Annotated in this window: 16 protein-coding genes; 15 read left to right on the top strand and 1 reads right to left on the bottom strand. The window is 66.0% G+C overall.

The genetic code is table 11. The features are described 5' to 3' along the window. Positions 1 to 124 precede the first annotated feature (124 nt). Positions 125 to 1,375, top strand: coding sequence for a lipoprotein-releasing ABC transporter permease subunit (locus D575_RS0109680; protein ID WP_018145718.1), 1,251 nt, complete (start codon positions 125 to 127; stop codon positions 1,373 to 1,375). Further along, positions 1,368 to 2,090 carry an ABC transporter ATP-binding protein gene (locus D575_RS0109675; protein ID WP_018145717.1) on the top strand — a complete coding sequence of 241 codons (723 nt, stop codon included), beginning with the start codon at positions 1,368 to 1,370 and terminating at the stop codon, positions 2,088 to 2,090. Before D575_RS0109680 ends, D575_RS0109675 begins: the two co-directional genes overlap by 8 nt. A gap of 61 nt (positions 2,091 to 2,151) precedes the next feature. Here the strand turns inward: D575_RS0109675 and D575_RS0109670 are convergent, their stop codons facing one another. Further along, positions 2,152 to 2,748 (bottom strand): DUF2062 domain-containing protein, encoded by a 597-nt coding sequence (locus D575_RS0109670; protein WP_018145716.1) that lies wholly within the window; start codon positions 2,746 to 2,748, stop codon positions 2,152 to 2,154. Between the two features lie 215 nt (positions 2,749 to 2,963). Here D575_RS0109670 and D575_RS0109665 point away from each other — a divergent pair, with 215 nt between their 5' ends. The 13 genes from D575_RS0109665 to D575_RS0109605 all read left to right on the top strand — a co-directional run bounded on the left by D575_RS0109665 (position 2,964) and on the right by D575_RS0109605 (position 19,079). After that, positions 2,964 to 5,267, top strand: a complete 2,304-nt coding sequence (locus tag D575_RS0109665) for a DNA internalization-related competence protein ComEC/Rec2 (RefSeq protein WP_018145715.1) — start codon at positions 2,964 to 2,966, stop codon at positions 5,265 to 5,267. Between the two features lie 9 nt (positions 5,268 to 5,276). Then, positions 5,277 to 6,353 carry an S-methyl-5-thioribose-1-phosphate isomerase gene (gene mtnA / locus D575_RS0109660; protein ID WP_018145714.1) on the top strand — a complete coding sequence of 359 codons (1,077 nt, stop codon included), beginning with the start codon at positions 5,277 to 5,279 and terminating at the stop codon, positions 6,351 to 6,353. Between the two features lie 142 nt (positions 6,354 to 6,495). After that, on the top strand, positions 6,496 to 9,129 hold the full coding sequence (gyrA, locus tag D575_RS0109655) for a DNA gyrase subunit A (protein ID WP_018145713.1): 2,634 nt from the start codon (positions 6,496 to 6,498) through the stop codon (positions 9,127 to 9,129). Beyond that, the gene (gene serC / locus D575_RS0109650) at positions 9,126 to 10,205 is read left to right on the top strand and encodes a 3-phosphoserine/phosphohydroxythreonine transaminase (RefSeq protein ID WP_018145712.1); all 1,080 of its coding nucleotides are present in this window, start codon (positions 9,126 to 9,128) and stop codon (positions 10,203 to 10,205) included. The genes gyrA and serC overlap by 4 nt, the downstream gene beginning before the upstream one ends. 50 nt (positions 10,206 to 10,255) lie before the next feature. After that, positions 10,256 to 11,419: a 3-phosphoglycerate dehydrogenase family protein gene (locus D575_RS0109645; protein WP_018145711.1), complete on the top strand. Its 1,164-nt coding sequence runs from the start codon at positions 10,256 to 10,258 to the stop codon at positions 11,417 to 11,419. 3 nt (positions 11,420 to 11,422) lie between these two features. Further along, positions 11,423 to 12,538, top strand: a complete 1,116-nt coding sequence (gene pheA / locus D575_RS0109640) for a prephenate dehydratase (protein WP_018145710.1) — start codon at positions 11,423 to 11,425, stop codon at positions 12,536 to 12,538. Positions 12,539 to 12,555: 17 nt separating this feature from the next. Next, the gene (hisC, locus tag D575_RS0109635) at positions 12,556 to 13,713 is read left to right on the top strand and encodes a histidinol-phosphate transaminase (RefSeq protein WP_018145709.1); all 1,158 of its coding nucleotides are present in this window, start codon (positions 12,556 to 12,558) and stop codon (positions 13,711 to 13,713) included. Then, positions 13,710 to 14,591, top strand: a complete 882-nt coding sequence (locus D575_RS0109630) for a prephenate dehydrogenase/arogenate dehydrogenase family protein (RefSeq protein WP_018145708.1) — start codon at positions 13,710 to 13,712, stop codon at positions 14,589 to 14,591. Before hisC ends, D575_RS0109630 begins: the two co-directional genes overlap by 4 nt. A gap of 6 nt (positions 14,592 to 14,597) precedes the next feature. Beyond that, a complete protein-coding gene (gene aroA, locus D575_RS0109625; protein ID WP_018145707.1) occupies positions 14,598 to 15,902 on the top strand; it encodes a 3-phosphoshikimate 1-carboxyvinyltransferase in 1,305 nt (434 codons plus the stop codon). Beyond that, entirely contained in the window at positions 15,899 to 16,606 is a 708-nt protein-coding gene (gene cmk / locus D575_RS0109620) for a (d)CMP kinase (RefSeq protein WP_018145706.1), read from the top strand. The genes aroA and cmk overlap by 4 nt, the downstream gene beginning before the upstream one ends. A gap of 85 nt (positions 16,607 to 16,691) precedes the next feature. Beyond that, positions 16,692 to 18,362, top strand: coding sequence for a 30S ribosomal protein S1 (rpsA, locus tag D575_RS0109615; protein WP_018650149.1), 1,671 nt, complete (start codon positions 16,692 to 16,694; stop codon positions 18,360 to 18,362). Between the two features lie 93 nt (positions 18,363 to 18,455). Then, positions 18,456 to 18,752: an integration host factor subunit beta gene (locus D575_RS14125; protein WP_018145704.1), complete on the top strand. Its 297-nt coding sequence runs from the start codon at positions 18,456 to 18,458 to the stop codon at positions 18,750 to 18,752. 9 nt (positions 18,753 to 18,761) lie between these two features. Further along, positions 18,762 to 19,079, top strand: a complete 318-nt coding sequence (locus tag D575_RS0109605; RefSeq protein WP_018145703.1) for a lipopolysaccharide assembly protein LapA domain-containing protein — start codon at positions 18,762 to 18,764, stop codon at positions 19,077 to 19,079. Positions 19,080 to 19,142 lie beyond the last annotated feature (63 nt).

Genomic DNA, 19,142 nt, shown 5'->3' with positions numbered 1-19,142 from the left:
ATTTCCCTAGCATGACCAACTCTCCGTTTGCTGGATGGCTCCATGGTAGCGTCAACCGCGACGCCATGCCTCCCCCGAGGCTTCCCCTATAGGCGCGACCCGGTATCTCTGGCATGCTTTCGCGATGTTTCGCCCCCTGACCCTTGCCATCGGCCTGCGCTATACGCGTGCCAAGCGGCGTAACCACTTCATCTCGTTCATCTCGGTGGTGTCGATCATCGGGCTGGTGCTCGGCGTGATGGCGCTGATCACCGTGTTGTCGGTGATGAACGGGTTCGAGCGCGAATTGCGCGAGCGCATCCTGGGGATGGCCTCGCATGCGACCATCGGTGAGGCCAACGGAGGGCTGCGTGACTGGGAGCGCCTGCAGCGCGAGGCGCCGGAGATCGATGACCGGGTGGTGGCCGCGGCCCCTTATGTTCAGGGCGAGGCGATGCTGAGTGCGCGCGGGAACATCTCCGGGGCGCTGATCCGCGGTGTGGAGCCGGAGGCAGAGGAACGGGTGGCGCGCATCGGCGAACACATGATCCGCGGCGAGCTGGGGAGCCTGGAGGGCGGTCGCTACCGCGTCGTGCTCGGGCGCGAACTGGCGGCGGAACTGCGTGTGCAGGTTGGCGATTCGATCATCCTGATGGCTCCCCAGGCCTCGGTGTCGCCGGCCGGGGTGATGCCGCGCATGCGGCGCTTCGAGGTGTCCGGCCTGTTCGAGGTCGGCATGTATGAATACGACCGGGGGACTGCCTTCATCCATCTGGAGGATGCCCAGGCGGTGTTCCAGATGGGCGATCAGGTTACCGGGCTGCGGCTGCGGCTGACCGACATGATGCAGGCCGGGGTGATTGCACGCGACGTCGCGGCGCAGCTGGACGGGCTTTTCCGGGTGTCCGACTGGACCCGTCAGCACGCGAATCTGTTCCGCGCCATCCAGATGGAGAAGATGGTGATGTTCATCATCCTCTCGCTGATTGTGGCGGTGGCCGCCTTCAATATCGTCTCGACCCTGATCATGCTGGTGACCGACAAGCAGGGGGATATCGCGATCCTGCGAACGCTCGGGTTGTCGCCCGCAGGCATCATGGTGATCTTCATGGTCCAGGGGGTCGTGATCGGGGCGATCGGCATCCTCCTGGGCACCGCGGCCGGGGTCGCCCTGGCGTCCAATATCGATGTCGTCGTGCCCTTCATCGAGCGGCTGGTGGGCGTCGAATTCCTGTCCGCTGAGGTCTATTACATCAGTGATTTGCCATCTGAACTTAAACTGTCGGATGTTCTCCGGGTCGGCATTCTGGGCTTCCTGCTGACGGTCGTGGCCACACTGTTCCCGGCCTGGCGCGCGGCCCGTACCCAGCCGGCGGAGGCGCTGCGCTATGACTGACCGCGAGACCCCGGTCCTCGAGGCCTTGGGCGTGGAACGCCGTTTCCGCGACGGCAAGCTGGATGTGGCCGTGCTGACCGGGGTCGATTTCGCCCTGCAGCCGGGGGACCAGACCGCGATTATCGGCGCCTCGGGCAGTGGCAAGAGCACGCTGCTGCACCTGCTCGGTGGTCTGGACCGCCCGACGGCCGGCGAGGTGCGCTTGCTGGGCACGGACTGGACCCGCATGAGCGAGGCGCGGCGCGGGCATCTGCGCAACCAGCATCTGGGGTTCGTTTATCAGTTCCACCACCTGTTGCCGGAACTGACGGCCGCCGAGAATGTGGCCCTGCCACTGCTGATCCGGCGGATGTCCAACCGCAAGGCGCGGGAGGAGGCCCGCCACTGGCTGCAGCAGGTGGATCTGGGCCACCGCCTGGAGCACAAGCCTTCGGAGCTCTCCGGTGGCGAGCGTCAGCGGGTCGCGATCGCCCGTGCGTTGGTCACCCGACCCTCGGCGATCCTGGCGGATGAGCCGACCGGGAACCTGGACCAGGAGCGGGCGGCGCAGGTGTTCGAACTGCTGCGTGCGATGAATCGCTCCACCGGCACCGCGCTGGCCCTGGTTACCCACGACATCACCCTGGCGCGCGAGCTGGACCGCTCGGTGCAGCTGGTCAAGGGACACCTCGAGCCGGAGGTCTTCGACGGCCAATTGGCGGCGGTCCACGAATAGGCCCCCGTGCAGCGCGCATCCGCGCGCCTGGCAGCATCCGACCCTGAACGGGCTCGGTTGATCAGCCCAACGGCGGTTGCTTCTTGTTCGATTTTTCCTCTTCGCTGCGTTCCGCGGCTTCGCGTTCCGCCAGTTCCTTGCGCAACCGCCGCAGATAACGGCGGCTGCGCACGCGCTGGACCACGTTCAGCCGCCACAGGAAGCGCACGAGCAAATAACCCGACAGGCTCGCGACCGAGCCCAGCAGGACGCTCCCCAGGAGCAGGGGCTGCCAGATGGTCAGTAACTCTGTGCTGAACCACTCCCAGCTCCAGTCCAGGCGGATATCGCGACGGGGTTCGTCCAGAAGCTTGCGCCCGATCGTGTAGGCCGTATACAACATGGGCGGCATGGTGATCGGGTTGGAGATCCAGACCAGGATCACCGAAATCGGCAGATTGACGCGGACGATAATGGCCACGGCCGCCGCGATCAGCATCTGCATGGGCAGTGGCAGGAAGGTCACGAAGAGCCCCACGGCAAACGCACCAGCCACGGAGCGGCGGTTCAGATGCCACAGATCCGGCGACCCCAGACGCGGCCCCAGCGGGGCGAGCGCCTTGTGCCCACGCATGCGCTCCATGCCGGGAAACATCTTCTTGATGATGTGTCTTGCCATGTTCCGGGTTGCCGATGGTGCGCCTGGCGCGGGCTCGCGACCGCGCATGTGGGTTCCATTCTCGCTGATTTGGGCCGGCGAATGCCCGTGTCGCCCGGCACTTGGGTCTTGGGCCACGCAGTGGGCCGGGCGTTCAGGGCCTCAACGTGACCGCTTTCACCCTCGGACTTCTGGTCACGGCGTGGTGGCTACACCGGGTACCGGAGCCGCTTCCGATGGCCCCGGGTCTGCTGCTCGCGCTGCTCGTGGTCACCGCGGGCGCCAGCGCCGGCCTGCGACGATACGGCTACCGGGCCACTGTGCCATGGGCGATGGCGCTGGGTGTGGTGGTCGCCTGGGGGAGCGTCTCCATGACCGCGAACATCTGGCTCGAGGAGGCCTTGGCACCTTCGCTTGCGGGAGAAGAGGTCACCGTTCTTGCCACGGTCACCAGTTTGCCGGAACACACCGGGCATCGCAGCCGGTTTCGGGTCACGGTGGAGGCGGTCATCGCGGGGCCGGAGGCATTCGCTGCCCGTGAGCTCCTGGTGACGGCGTATCCGGCGCGGCCTGAGGTCGAGGTAGGCACACGCGGCCAGATGACCCTGCGCCTGCGCCCGGCCGAAGGGCCCGCGAATCCTGGCGGATTCGATCGCGCGGGGTGGTTTTACCGCGAGGGCCTGCATGGCTCCGCGACGTTGCTTGATCTGGAGTCGATCGGGAACGGAGTGTCGGCCGCACCGGCACGGCCCTGGCGGGCCGACTTGCACCGCGTCCGCGGCTGGCTGCGCGGGCGGCTGGAAGTCGCGGCCCCGGAGTTGCGCCATCCGGGGCTGGTGCAGGCCCTGGTCATTGGCGACCGTCAGGGGATGACCGCGCCGGAATGGCAGGCCTTTCTGCGCACCGGAACCAACCACCTGATGGCGATCTCCGGCTTGCATGTGGGGCTGGTTGCCGGTTTTGTCGGGTTGCTGTCGGGGTTGGTCTGGAGCGGTTTGTTGCCGCTGCAACGGGGTCTGCGGAAGGCGGCCTTCATGGCGCTGGCCGGTCTGGCGGGGGCTGCGGTGTATGCCGCGTTGGCCGGCTTCAGCATCCCGACGCAACGGGCGTTGATCATGCTCGCGGCCTTCATGGCGGCCCTGTTGTGGCGCCGCGAGGCGTTCGCCTGGCGAGGTCTGATGCTGGCCGCGATCGCGGTCGTGCTGTGGCAGCCGACGAGTGTACTGGCCCCCGGTTTCTGGTTTTCGTTTGGCGCGGTCGCGGTCATTCTTCTGTTGTTGCAGGGGCGCTCGGGGCGTCCGGGCTGGCGCGAGGCGGGGAGTATCCAGGTGATGCTGGCACTGGCGATGCTTCCGCTCAGTCTCGCCTGGTTCCAGTTGGGTTCGTGGGTCGCGCCGGTGGCCAACCTGGTGGCAGTGCCCGTGATCAGCCTGCTGGTGCTGCCGGTGTTGCTGGTCGGGGCAGGGCTGGCCGCCTTGTGGGCCCCCTTGGGGCAGCCGTTCCTGCACGCGGGCGACGGCGTACTGGCTCTGCTCGTCGGGTTGCTGGATCTCCTGTCCGGATTGCCCGTGCTGGTGGACGAGCGGCGGGTCCCGCTGGCTGCGAGCTTGCTGGGTGGGGTCGCGGTGCTCGTGGCCTTGCAGCCGCGGCTGCGTCTGGGTGCCCTGTGGGTCGTGCTCGCAGGCATGGCGCTGGCCTTGCCCATGCGACCGGATATCGAGCCGGGTGCCGTGCACGTGCTCCTGCTGGATGTCGGGAACGGGCAGTCGGCCTTGCTGCAGACGCGTAACTACAACCTGTTGTTCGATGCGGGTCCCGGGCGTGCGGGTGGCTACAGTGCGGGTGAACAGATTGTGGTCCCGACTCTCCGGGCCGAGGGGGTGCGCCGGCTGGACCGCATGATCCTCAGCCACGAACACGCCGCGCACGCCGGAGGCAGCGCCGGGGTCCGGGGTTCCATACCCGTGGTCGAGACCCTGCGACGGGTGCCGGCAGAGGCCGACGAGCGGGCGTGCGAGGTCGGAGAGCGCTGGGAATGGGACGCGGTGCGATTCGAAGTGCTGCACCCGCCGCCCGGATGGGATGGCAGCGCCTCGGCCTCCTGCGTGCTGGCGGTGGAGACGGCCGGTGGTGTCCGTCTGTTGCTGACGGGCGGGCTCGGAGGACTGGGCGAGGCAGTGCTGATGCGTGATGTGCCGGACGGGCGTGCCAGTGATCTTCTGGTGCTGCCGCGCGGGGCTGGCACGGGCAGCTTGAGCCGGGGGTGGCTGGTGGATGCGCCGCCGCGCATCGCCTGGGCGAGTACCGATGGGCGCGGGCGCGGTCTGGAGGGCGCTGTCCGCGAACGTCTGAAGGCGGCCTGTGTGCCACTGCAGGAGACCGGGCTGCATGGCGCCTTGCGCCTGGAAGCGAACTCGGAGCTGGAGGTGGGGCCCGGTCATCGAGCCCGCCACCGGAGGCTCTGGCAGCCTGCGCCCTTGCCACCCTTGCGCGGGCAGGAGGGTTGCACCCCCACGCCGACGGACGAGACACGCTGGTAGAATGACCGGATGAATCGCGAACATTCCGACACCATCCGTCCCATCCGCTTCCGCGAGGGCGCGCTCCAGTTGCTGGACCAGCGCCGCCTCCCGCAGGAGAGCGTCTGGCAAACCTATCAGGACGCGCCCGCCGTGGCCGTGGCGATCCGCGACATGGTCGTGCGCGGGGCGCCGGCGATCGGCATCACGGCGGCATTCGGTGTGGTGCTGGCTTGTCAGTGCGCGACAGGTCACGACGACTGGCGTGCGCGTGTAGCCGCCGATATCGAGACCCTGCGCGGTTCGCGCCCGACAGCGGTGAATCTGTTCTGGGCGCTGGATCGCATGCAGGCGGTCGTGGCCGCCAGCGAGTCGGTGGATGCTGCCGTGAGCGAGACCCGGGCAGTAGCCGAGCGGATGCTGGAGGCGGACATTGCCGGCAATCGGCAATTGGGCGCCCTGGGTGCGCAATTGATCGAGCCGGGTCGCGGCGTGCTGACCCACTGCAATACGGGTTCGCTGGCAACCGGGGGCTATGGCACCGCGCTCGGTGTGATCCGGGCCGCCTGGGATGCCGGGCGTATCAAGGAGGTGTTTGCCGACGAGACCCGCCCCTGGCTGCAAGGCAGCCGACTGACCGCCTGGGAACTGGTGCACGACGGCATTCCGGTGCAGGTGCTGTGCGAGGGTGCGGCGGCCAGCCTGTTGCGCTCCGGCCGGGTGGGCTGGGTGATCGTCGGGGCGGACCGGATTGCCGCCAACGGCGATACCGCCAACAAGATCGGCACCTATGGCCTGGCGTTGCTGGCGCGGGCCCACGGGGTGCGGTTCATGGTGGCGGCACCGGTGGCGACGATCGACTTCGAGATGGCAGACGGATCGGGCATCCCCATCGAACAACGCGGCGAGGACGAGGTGCTGGCGCTGGCCGGCCAGCGCGTGGCCGCCGAGGGTGCGCGCGGATACAACCCGGCCTTTGACGTGACCCCGGCGGACCTGATCGATGCCATCGTCACCGAACGCGGTGTGGTCGAGGCCCCGACGCGGGAGCGCCTGGCCACACTGCGCGCGCCCGCGGCCGCGGAATCCGCCACGACCGGGGCCTGACACCCGGGAAAATGGGCCCGGCACAGGCCGGTGTCGGGCCTGAGAGCCTCGGAGAACCGTTTTGAGGGGAGAAAAGGGCGCCCCCAGTGGTTACCCCTGTGGTATCATCGCGAGCTTGTTCAGACGGACGGCGTAACCCTCGATGGCTGAATTTGCCAAGGAAGTTTTTCCGGTCAATCTCGAAGACGAGATGCAGCAGTCTTACCTCGATTATGCGATGAGCGTAATCGTGGGCCGGGCCCTCCCCGATGTCCGTGACGGCCTCAAGCCGGTCCATCGCCGCGTGCTCTACGCAATGCGCGAGCTGGGCAATGACTACAACAAGCCGTACAAGAAGTCGGCGCGTGTGGTCGGTGACGTGATCGGTAAATACCACCCGCATGGCGACTCCGCCGTCTACGACGCCATCGTGCGCATGGCGCAGCCGTTCTCGATGCGCTACATGCTCGCAGACGGGCAGGGTAACTTCGGTTCCATCGACGGCGACTCGCCGGCGGCCATGCGCTACACCGAGGTGCGCATGGCGCGCATCGCGGCCGAGCTGCTGGCCGATATCGAAAAGGAAACGGTCGACTTTACCGACAACTACGACGGCTCCGAGAGCGAGCCGGCCGTGTTGCCGAGCAAGTTTCCCAACCTGCTGGTCAATGGTTCCGCCGGGATCGCGGTGGGGATGGCGACCAATATCCCGCCGCACAACCTGCGCGAGGTCGTCAACGCCTGCGTGGCGCTGATCGATGACCCCGACATCTCCATTGAGGGCCTGATGGAACACGTGCCGGCGCCGGATTTCCCCACCGCCGGCATCATCAACGGCATCGATGGCGTGCGCGAGGCCTATCGGACCGGTCGCGGCCGGGTCCTGATCCGGGCGCGCTCGCACGTGGAGCCGCTGGAAGGCGGCCAGCGCGAGGCGATTGTCGTCACCGAGCTGCCCTACCAGGTGAACAAGGCGCGTCTGACCGAGAAGATCGCCGAGCTGGTGAAGGAAAAGCGCATGGAGGGCATCTCCGAGCTGCGCGACGAGTCGGACAAGGACGGCATGCGCCTGGTCATCGAGCTCAAGCGCGGCGAGATGGCCGAGGTGGTCCTGAACCACCTCTACATGCACACCCAGATGCAGAATGTCTTCGGCATCAATATGGTCGCGCTGGTGGATGGCCAGCCGAAGGTGCTGGATCTGCGCCAGGTGCTGCGGGCCTTCCTGCGTCATCGCCGCGAGGTGGTGACCCGGCGCACGATCTTTGATCTGCGCAAGGCGCGCGAGCGCGCCCACATCCTGGAAGGCCTGGCGATTGCGCTGGCCAATATCGATCCGGTGATCGAACTGATCCGTGCCGCGCCGAACCCGGCCGAGGCCAAGGCCGGGCTGCTGGCGCGTGCCTGGCCGCTGGGCGTGGTCAGCGACATGCTCGATCGCGCCGGGGCCAGTGCCTCGCGTCCCGAGGACATGGCGCCGGAATATGGCGTGAGCGAGGATGGTTATCGGCTGTCGGAGGCCCAGGCCCAGGCGATCCTGGATCTGCGTCTGCACCGGCTCACCGGGCTGGAACAGGACAAGATCCTCGACGAATATCGCGACCTTCTGGAGCTGATCGAAGACCTCCTGGATATCCTCGGTTCGGGCGACCGCCTGCAACAGGAAATCCGCAACGAACTGCTGGGGGTGGCCGAGCAGTTCGGCGACGAACGCCGCAGCGAGATCCGCGAGCGCCAGGCCAACCTGACGCTGGAGGACCTGATTGGCGAGGAAGACGTGGTCGTCACGCTTTCGCACGCCGGCTACGTGAAGTACCAGCCCGTGGCCGACTACCGCGCCCAGCGCCGGGGCGGTCGCGGCAAGGCGGCGACCAGCTTCAAGGAAGAGGATTTCATCGACCGGCTGGTGGTGGCCAATACGCACGACACGATCCTGTGCTTCTCCAGCCGCGGCCGGGTGTACTGGCTGAAGGTCTACGAGCTGCCGCAGGGGTCGCGGGCGGCGCGCGGCAAGCCCATCGTCAATCTGCTTCCGCTGGAAGCGGATGAACGCATCAGCACGATCCTTCCGGTGCGCGAGTACGACCCGGATCACTATGTATTCATGGTGACCGCGCAGGGAACGGTGAAGAAGACCCCGCTGACGGATTTCTCGCGCCGTCGCGCCTCCGGCATCATCGCGGTGGATCTGCGCGAGGGGGATCATCTGGTCGATGTCTCCCTGACCGACGGCACCCTCGACGTGATGCTGGTGACCACGGCCGGCAAGGCCGTGCGTTTCCACGAGAGCGACGTGCGCGCCATGGGGCGGACGGCCTGCGGCGTGCGCGGCGTGCGCATGGAGGATGATCAGCGGGTGATCGCGCTGCTGAATGTCGACGAGGGATCGGCGCTGCTGGCGACCGAACACGGTTACGGCAAGCGCACCCGTTTCGACGAATTCCCGGTGCATCGCCGTGGTGGCCAGGGCGTGATCGCGATCCAGACCGAGGGCCGCAATGGCCTGCTGGTCGGGGCAGCACGGGTGCTGGACGACGACGAGGTCATGCTGATCACCAATGGCGGGACGCTAGTGCGGACACCGATCGACCAGATTCCATTGATCGGTCGCAACACGCAGGGCGTGCGTCTGATCCGTCTGGATGAAGACGAAAACCTGGTCGAGCTCGCCCGGGTCGCCCAGTTGCAAGGCGAGGACGGCGTCGAAGACGATGAAGAGCCCGGTCAATCGGAAATCGGGACGGACCCGGACCCGGAGACGGGTCCCGAATCCAGTGACGATGGAGAACAGGCATGACGCGAGTGATGAACTTCAGCGCGGGGCCGGCGGCCCTGCCTCAGGCGGTGCTCGAACGGGCGCGTGACGAGCTGCTGGACTTCCGCGGGTCCGGGATGTCGGTGATGGAGATGAGCCACCGCGGCAAGCCCTTCATGGCCGTGGCCGAGAAGGCCGAGCAGGACCTGCGCAAGCTGATGGACATCCCCGACAACTACTCGGTGTTGTTCCTGCAGGGCGGGGCGACCGGGCAGTTTGCCGCCATCCCGATGAACCTGGCGAATGGCCGGGGTATGGACTACATCGATACCGGGGCTTGGTCCGGCAAGGCCATCAAGGAGGCTCAGAAGTACGGGCCGGTGAATATCGTGGCCAGCTCGCAAGCGAGCGGGTACGACTCGATCCCGGATCGCGCCTCGTGGAAACTGGACCCGAACGCCGCCTACGTGCACTACACCCCGAACGAGACCATTGGCGGGGTCGAGTTCCCGGATATCCCGGATGTTGGCGACGTACCGCTGGTGGCGGACATGTCCTCCACCATCCTGTCGCGTCCGATCGACGTCTCGAAGTTCGGCGTGATCTATGCCGGGGCGCAGAAGAACATCGGTCCGGCCGGCCTGACCGTGGTGATCGTGCGCAATGACCTACTGGAGCGCGACAAGGGCAACGTGCCGGCGGTGCTGGACTGGGCACTGCAGGCCAAGAACGATTCGATGTACAACACCCCGCCGACCTTTGGCTGGTACTTGGCCGGGCTGGTGTTCGAATGGTTGCTGGAGCAGGGCGGCCTGGAGAGCATGGGCAAGACCAACCAGCGCAAGGCCGCCAAGCTGTACCAGTACATCGACAACTCCGCCTTTTATCGCAACCCGGTCGAGCCCTCGGTGCGGTCGTGGATGAATGTGCCGTTTATCCTGGCGGATGATTCCCTCGACGGGACGTTCCTCAACGAGGCGGATGCGGCCGGCCTGTCCTCGTTGAAGGGACATCGCTCGGTGGGCGGGATGCGCGCAAGTATCTATAACGCCGTGCCGGAAAGCTCCGTGGATGCCCTGATCGATTTCATGGCGGACTTCGAGAACCGCCACGCCTGATCCTGTTGAATCGTGGTCGCCGGGCGTAACTACCGGGCCAGGAGGTCGTGATGTACCGAATTCAGACCTACAACAACATCGCCGTGCGTGGGCTGGACCGCTTCCCGCGCGACCACTATGAGGTCGCGTCGGACATCAACCAGCCAGACGCCTTGATGCTGCGGTCGTTCGACCTGCATTCGGTGGAGATCCCGGATTCCGTCCTGGCCGTCGGGCGCGCCGGCAGCGGGGTGAACAACATCCCGGTGGAGGCGCTGTCCGAGCGCGGGGTGGCGGTGTTCAATGCCCCGGGCGCCAATGCCAACGCCGTTAAGGAATTGGTGATTGCCGGTCTGCTGTTGGCCGCGCGCAATCTGTTGCCGGCGGCAGGCTACGTGCAGGGGCTGGACCCCACCAAGGAGGACTTCATGTCCTCGGTGGAGCACGGCAAGAAGAAGTTCACCGGCTTCGAACTGCCCGGCCGGCGCCTGGCCGTGCTCGGCCTGGGTGCGATCGGTGTGGGTGTGGCCAATGCCGCGCGGGCGCTCGGCATGGAGGTGGTGGGCTTCGACCCGAAGGTGACGGTCGAGAACGCATGGCGTCTGGACTCCGGCATCGAGCGCGCGCGCTCGGTGGAAGCCGCGATGGAGGGGGCCGATGCGGTCACCGTGCATGTGCCACTGACCGAGAACACCGCCAACCTGGTCAACGCGAAGAACCTGAGCGGGATGAATCCCGGGGCGATGGTGCTGAACCTGGCGCGCGAGGGCATCGTGGACGACGCCGCGGTGCGCGAGGGACTGGACGCCGAACGCCTGCACGCCTACATCACCGATTTCCCGGTGCAGGGCATGATGGGGCACCCGCGGGTAATCACCCTGCCGCATTTGGGGGCCTCGACGACCGAGTCAGAGGAGAATTGCGCCGTGATGATCGCGGATCAGCTGCGTGACTACCTGGAAAACGGCAATGTGGTCAATTCGGTGAATCTGCCGACCCTGGTGCTGGATCGCAAGGGGGATACTCGGATCGCCGTCGTCAACCGCAACCTGCCGGACCGGGTCGGGCGCATCTCGCATACCCTGGGTGAGTCCAACATCAACATCCTGCACTTGATGAACGACTCCCGCGGCGACATTGCGTACACCCTGCTGGATGTGGATGGCCAGCCGGACCAGGCGACCCTGGATGCACTGCATGAGATCGATGGCGTGCTGCGGGCGCGGGTGCTGTAGATCGTGGCCGCGGACCCGCATTCGTCGCAGCCCGCCGGCGGCCAGGAGAATCTGGCTGCCCTGCGGGCGCGCATCGACGCGCTGGATGTCGAGCTGCTCGAGCGGCTGAGCGAGCGTGCCCGCTGTGCCGAGGCCGTGGCCCGGGTGAAGCGCAGCCAGGAGAGCAATCCGGTGTTCTATCGTCCGGAGCGCGAAGCCGAGATCCTGCGCCGGGTGCGTGAGCAGAACCCCGGCCCGCTGTCGGGCGAGGCGATTACCCGGCTGTTCCGCGAAATCATGTCCGAATGCCTGGCGCTGGAGCATCCGCTCCATGTGGCCTATCTGGGACCGGTGGGCACCTTTACGCATCTGGCGGCGCGCAAGCATTTCGGCCATGCGGTCGAGACCCAGCCGCTGGCCTCTATCGATGCCGTGTTCGACGCCGTGGAGACCGGTCGCGCGCAGTTCGGCGTGGTGCCCATCGAGAACAGCTCCGAGGGGGTGGTAACCCACACGGTCGACTGCTTCATGGATTCTTCGCTGCAGATCTGCGGTGAGGTCGTGACTCCGATTCACCATCATCTGCTGACGCACGCCGAGGATCTCGGTCAGGTCCGGCGCGTGCTGGCTCACGCCCAGGCGCTGGCGCAATGCCGCCAGTGGCTGGACGCGGAGCTGCCGCACGCCGAACGCGAGGCGGTCTCCAGCAACGCCCGCGCAGCCGAGATTGCGGCGCAGGACCCGACCGTGGCGGCACTCGCCAGCCAGGCCGCGGCCGACCATTACCAGATCCCGGTGCGGGCGCCGCACGTGGAAGATCGCGCCGACAACACCACACGTTTCCTGATTATCGGTTCCGGCACCACGGAACCCAGTGGCGCGGATCGCACCTCGGTGATGCTGACGACCGCCAACCGCCCGGGATCGCTGTATTCGCTGCTCAAGCCGATTGCCGAGTCGGGTATCAGCCTGACCCGTATCGAATCGCGCCCGTCGCGCTGCACGCCGTGGAACTACGTCTTCTTTCTCGACCTGGTCGGCCACCAGCAGGATCCGCTGATCCGCGAATGTCTGGAGCAGCTGCGCGCGAGCGCCGATACCGTCAAGGTGCTGGGGAGCTATCCCCAGGCCGCCACCTGAATCCCCGAGGTTTCCGCATGGCATCCAATCCTTCCGTATCCGCTACGGCCGGCCCGGCGTTTGATCCGGTGACCCTGGCGGTTGCTGGCGTCCAGGGGCTTAGCCCCTACCAGCCGGGCAAGCCCGTGGCCACGCTGGAACGCGAACTGGGGATTACCCAGGCAGTCAAGCTGGCCTCCAACGAAAATCCGCTGGGCCCGTCGCCCCTTGCGGTGGAAGCCGGGCGCGCGGCGTTGGCCGATGCGCATGTCTATCCCGACGGCAACGGCTTCGAGCTGAAGGCACGTCTGGCCGAACGCCATGGCGTGACCCCGGAGCAGATCACCCTCGGCAATGGTTCCAACGAGGTGCTGGAGTTGGTTGCACGGACCTGGCTGGCGCCGGGGCGTGCTGCCGTGTTTTCTGCCCACGCGTTTGCGGTCTATCCGCTGGTGACTCAGGCGGTGGATGCCGAGGCCCGAGTTGCCGCGGCGCTGCCCGCCGACCATCCGGAACAGCCCTTCGGGCACGATCTTGACGCGATGCAGGCGCGGGTGGACGGCGATGTGCGGGTCGTGTTCGTGGCCAACCCGAACAACCCGACCGGCACCTGGCTGGATGCGGCGGCGCTCGAAGCCTTCGTGGCCGCGATGCCAGTCACGACCGTGGTCGTTATCGACGAGGCCTATTTCGAATATGTCGAGGAGGCCGAGTATCCGGACACCACGCAATGGCTGGATCGCTATCCGAACCTGATTGTCACCCGGACCTTCTCCAAGATCCAGGGCCTGGCCGGACTGCGCCTCGGCTATGCGGTCAGCTCGCCGGCCATCGCGGACCTGCTGAATCGAGTGCGCCAGCCGTTCAATGTGAATGCGATTGCCCAGGCGGCCGGCCTGGCCGCGCTGGACGACCACGAGCATGTGGAAAAGTCGGTGGCCATCAATCGGGAGGGGGTTCGTCAGGTGAGCGCGGCCCTGCGCGAGCTGGGCTTGCGTGTGATCCCGTCGGTGGGCAATTTCGTGACGTTTGACACCGGCCGGGATCCGGGCCCGGTATATGACGCCATGCTGCGCGACGGCGTGATTACGCGCCCGGTAGAGAATTACGGTCTCCCCGGGCATCTGCGCGTCACGGTCTCGACCCGTGCGGACAATGACCGCTTTCTCGCGGCCCTGAAAAAGGCCCTGGCGTGATCGACCGGCTGGTCATCTTCGGCGTCGGGCTGATCGGCGGTTCGCTGGCCCTGGCCCTGCGCGAGGCGGGGGCCGTGCGCGAGATCGTGGGTTGTTCGCGCAATGCAGACAACCTGCGCGAGGCGCAGCGCCTGGGCGTGATCGATCGCTGGACCACCGATGTCGCCGAGGCCGCCGAGGGGGCGGACCTGGGCGTGCTCGCCGTCCCGTTGGGGGCGATGGAGCCACTGGCGCGCGACCTGGCTGCGGCGTGGCCCGAAGACAGCCCGCTGACCGATGTGGGCAGCAGCAAACAGGCCGTAATCGATGCGGTGGGTGCCGGCTTCGGCAAGGTCCCGCGCGCGTTTGTCCCCGGCCATCCGATTGCGGGAACCGAGAAGAGCGGGGTGGGGGCGGCCTTTGCCACCCTGTTCCGTGAGCGCCTGGTAATCCTGACACCGGTCGATGCCACGAATGCGCTGGCGACCGACCGAGTGGCCGCGATGTGGCAGGCCGTCGGGGCGCGGGTCGAGTACATGACCCCGGCGCACCACGACCGGGTGCTGGCCGCGACCAGTCATTTGCCCCATGTGCTGGCCTTCACGCTGGTGTCGTCGCTTGCGAACATGAGCGAGCGCGACGAGATCTTTCATTACGCCGCCGGGGGGTTTCGCGATTTCACGCGCATCGCCTCCAGCGATCCGGTGGTCTGGCGGGATATCTGCCTCGCCAATCGCACCGCCATCCTCGAGGTGATCGGGCAGTACCAGACCGATCTGGAGGGTTTGCGCAGCGCCATCGAACACGGCGATGGCGCGACCATCGAACAGAGCTTTGAACACGCCAAGGAAACCCGCGATCGCCTTTGCGACCCCGCGGACGCACAACTGGATACCTGAAAATCGATGAATACCTTTACCGTACAGCCCGGAGGGCAGCTTTCGGGCCGCGCCCGCGTGCCGGGCGACAAGTCGATCTCCCACAGGGCGATCATGCTGGGTGCGCTGGCCGAGGGCGAGACGCGTGTGACCGGATTCCTCGAGGGGGCCGATTGTATTGCGACACTGGAGGCGTTTCGTGCTATGGGCGTGGCGATCGAACGGACTGGGCCAGGCGATGTGCGCATCGAGGGTGCCGGCGTGCACGGGCTCAAGGCCCCGGCGGCGGCACTGGACATGGGCAACTCGGGGACGGCGATGCGGCTGCTGTGCGGCGTACTGGCCGGTCAGGCGTTTGACAGCGAGCTGGTCGGTGATCGCTCCCTGAGCGGGCGCCCGATGCGCCGAGTCACCGACCCGCTCGCGCACATGGGTGCGCACATCGATACCAGCGAGGCCGGGACGCCACCGTTGCGGGTACACGGCGGGGCCCCGTTGCGGGGTACGGACCATGTATTGAAAGTCGCCAGTGCCCAGGTGAAGTCGGCCCTGTTGTTGGCCGGTCTCTGGGCCGACGGCAGGACCTGCGTGACCGAGCCGGCGCCCACCCGCGATCACACCGAGCGGATGCTGGCCGGATTCGGTTACCGCGTGGAGCGCGACGGACCCCGTGCCTGTGTAGAGGGCGGCGGTCGCCTGGTCGCAAGCCCGGTGGATGTGCCCGCGGATATCTCGTCGGCGGCGTTTTTTTTGGTCGGTGCCTCGATTGCCACCGGCTCGCGCATGCGCCTGGAACATGTGGGGATCAACCCGACGCGCACGGGCGTGATCGACATCCTGCGTCTGATGGGCGCCGAGATCCGCGTCCTCGATCAGCGCGAGGCCGGCGGCGAGCCCGTGGCCGATCTCGAGGTCGAGGCGGCCACTCTGAAGGGGATCCAGATCCCCGAGCACCTGGTGCCACTGGCAATCGATGAATTCCCGGCCATCTTCGTCGCCGCGGCCTGTGCCGAGGGCGAGACGGTCCTGACCGGCGCGGAGGAGCTGCGGGTCAAGGAAAGTGATCGTATCCAGGTGATGGCCGATGGTCTGGCCGCGCTGGGCGTGGACTGCGCAGTGCAGCCGGATGGCATTCGCATCCAGGGCGGTGACGGTTTCACTGGGGGCGAGGTCGACAGTCATGGCGATCACCGCATCGCCATGTCGTTCGCGATGGCCGGGCTGCGTGCCCGAGCGCCGATCCGCATCCGCGATTGCGCCAACGTGGGGACCTCCTTCCCCGGCTTCGTGGCGCTGGCGCGTGAGGCTGGACTGCAACTGGAGGCGGCATGAGTACGGCCATTCCGGTACTGACCATTGATGGCCCCGGCGGTGCAGGGAAGGGCACGGTCTGCATGCGCGTGGCGGCGGCGATGGGCTGGCATCTTCTGGATAGCGGAGCCCTCTATCGGCTGTTGGGGCTGGCTGCGCGGCAGCACGGCGTGGAACTGACCGACGAGGAGGCACTGGCCCGGCTGGCCGCGGGTCTGGATGTGGACTTCGAGGTCAATCGGGATGCCACGGCCGTGACCACGCTGCTGGAAGGGGCACCCGTGGACCAACTACTGCGCACGGAGCAGACGGGCAATGACGCTTCGCAAGTGGCTGCGATTCCGGCGGTGCGCGAGGCGCTGCTGGAGCGTCAGCGCGGTTTCGCCAAGGCCCCGGGGCTGGTCGCCGACGGGCGCGACATGGGCACGGTCGTGTTCCCCGAAGCGGACCTGAAGATCTTCCTGACGGCCTCGGCCGAGGAGCGGGCCAGGCGGCGATACATGCAGTTGAAGGAACAAGGACTTAGTGCTAATCTCTCCGCCCTTCAGGACGAGATGGAGGCCCGCGACCGGCGTGATCGCGAACGCAGCGTGGCCCCCCTCAAGCCCGCCGAAGATGCCTGGGAAGTGGATACCACGGACCTGGACATCGTCGGCGTGGTGGACATGATCCTGGAGCGCCTTCGGGACGTACTCCCGGAACAAAGCCCCCGCCCCGCGGAATAAGCCGTCGGAAGCGGGATCATAAACGTCTAGAACTGGTTGCAGGAAGTATCTGCAAGCATTTGTTAAACCACAGGTTCACAAATCCATGAGTGAAAGTTTCGCGCAACTGCTCGAAGAGAGCATGGCCTACACCCAGATGCAGCCGGGTGCCATCCTCAGTGCCACCGTCATTGAGGTCACCCCGGAAGTCGTCGTGGTGAACGCCGGCCTGAAGTCCGAGGGGGTCATTCCCACCGAGCAGTTCATGAACGAAGAGGGTGAGCTCGAGGTCAAGGTCGGCGATGTCGTCGAAGTGGCCCTCGAGACCCCGGAAGACGGTTTCGGCGAGACGCGCATGTCGCGCGAGAAGGCCAAGCGGGCCAAGGCCTGGGACCGTCTCGAAGGTGCGATGGAAGAAGAGCAGTACGTCACCGGCAAGATCTCCGGCAAGGTCAAGGGTGGCTACACCGTCGAGCTGGGCGATATCCGGGCGTTCCTGCCGGGTTCACTCGTGGATGTCCGTCCGGTGCGCGATACCGCGTACCTGGAAGGCAAGGAGCTGGAATTCAAGCTCATCAAGCTGGATCGCCGTCGCAACAACGTGGTTGTGTCGCGTCGTGCCGTGGTCGAGCAGGAATACAGCGCCGAGCGCGAAGAGCTGCTGAAGAACCTGCAGGAAGGCGCGCAGGTCAAGGGCATCGTCAAGAACCTGACCGACTATGGTGCGTTCCTGGACCTGGGCGGCATCGACGGCCTGCTGCACATCACCGACATGGCCTGGAAGCGCGTCAAGCACCCGTCCGACGTGGTCGAGATCGGGCAGGAAGTCGAGGTCAAGGTCCTGAAGTTCGACCGCGAGCGCATGCGCGTATCGCTGGGCCTGAAGCAGCTGGGCGAGGATCCGTGGGAAAACATCACCCGCCGTTACCCGACCGGCACCCGGATCTTCGGCAAGGTCACCAACATCACCGATTACGGCTGCTTCGTGGAGATCGAAGACGGCGTGGAAGGCCTGGTGCACGTGTCCGAGATGGACTGGACCAACAAGAACGTCAACCCGGGCAAGATGGTTGCCATCGGTGACGAAGTCGAGGTAATGATCCTGGACCTGGACGAAGAGCGCCGCCGCATCTCGCTGGGCATGAAGCAGTGCCAGTCCAACCCGTGGGACGACTTCGCCGCCAACCACAACCGGGGCGAGAAGGTCAGTGGCCAGATCAAGTCGATCACCGATTTCGGTGTGTTTGTTGGCCTGGAAGGCGGCATCGACGGCCTGATCCACCTCTCCGACCTGTCCTGGCACGAGGCCGGCGAAGAGGCGATCCGCAACTTCAAGAAGGGTGACGAGGTCGAGGCCGTGGTCCTGTCCGTGGATCCCGAGCGCGAGCGCATCTCCCTGGGTCTGAAGCAGCTGGACCGCGATCCGTTCGCCAACTTCGTGGCCGAGCACAGCAAGGGCAGCATCGTGTCCGGTACCGTGAAGGAAGTGGACGCCAAGGCCGCGGTGATCGAACTGGCCGACGGCATCGACGGCATCCTGCGTGCCGCCGACATCTCCCAGGATCGTGTGGAAGATGCCAGCACCGTGCTGAAGGTCGGCGAAACCGTCGAAGCCCGATTCATGGGCGTTGACAAGAAGACCCGCGCCATCAGCCTGTCGATCAAGGCCAAGGATCGTGCCGAGGAAGCCGAGATGGTCTCCGATTACGGCAGCAATGCCGGTACCGGTACTACCCTGGGCGATCTGCTCAAGGAGCAGATGGACAAGAACGACTAAGTCCGTTCTGCAGCGGCCCACGGTGCCGGAAGGTGCCGTGGGCCATTTTGTTCCGGGAAACCGGGTTTCCTTCCTGTCTGTGACGAGTGCCAGATGACCAAATCGGAATTGATCGAGAACCTCGCCCGGAAATCGCCACATTTGCCTGCCAGGGATGTCGAGATGTCGGTCAAGGCATTACTCGAACGGATGAGTCATGCGCTGGCCAATGGGCAGCGGGTAGAGATTCGCGGCTTCGGCAGTTTTTCCCTCCATTTCCGGCCCCCAAGGCTGGGACGTAACCCCAAGACCGGTGAAGGTGTTGCCTTGCCCGGTAAGCATGTCCCCCATTTCAAGCCCGGCAAGGAATTGCGCGAACGGGTAAACGGTTCCATCGACGGGAACGACTAGGGACCGTCCGTGGACGACCGACGTCGACAGCAGATTCGCAATGCCGTGGCCTTTGCCGCGCTTATCGTGATTTCGTCCGCTGTTGGCATTCTTGTTGTATTGAACGAAGATCTGGTGACCCTTGCGTTACCCGGTGTGCAGATCGAGGCGCCGCTCGTGGTGTTCCTCGGGATTGCGGCCCTGTTCGGGGTCGTTTTGGCTTCGCTCGTACTCTGGCTGCGGCTGCGCCGGTTGCGGCAAAAGATTGCAGACCTGCGCGAACAGAACCATGCCCTCAAGGTCGAGGTCGAGCAGTTGCGTACCGCACCCATGCGGGATTTCTACTAGTCACGTGGCGCGTATGCGGCCACTGACGCCCTCCACGTTTCTTTTCTTATCCGGGAACCATTC

The organism is Thioalkalivibrio sp. AKL6 (assembly GCF_000376905.1).
GTDB classification, from domain to species: domain Bacteria; phylum Pseudomonadota; class Gammaproteobacteria; order Ectothiorhodospirales; family Ectothiorhodospiraceae; genus Thioalkalivibrio; species Thioalkalivibrio versutus.
The sequence above is the reverse complement of the archived record's forward strand: the minus strand, read 5'-3'. Positions and strand labels throughout refer to the sequence as shown.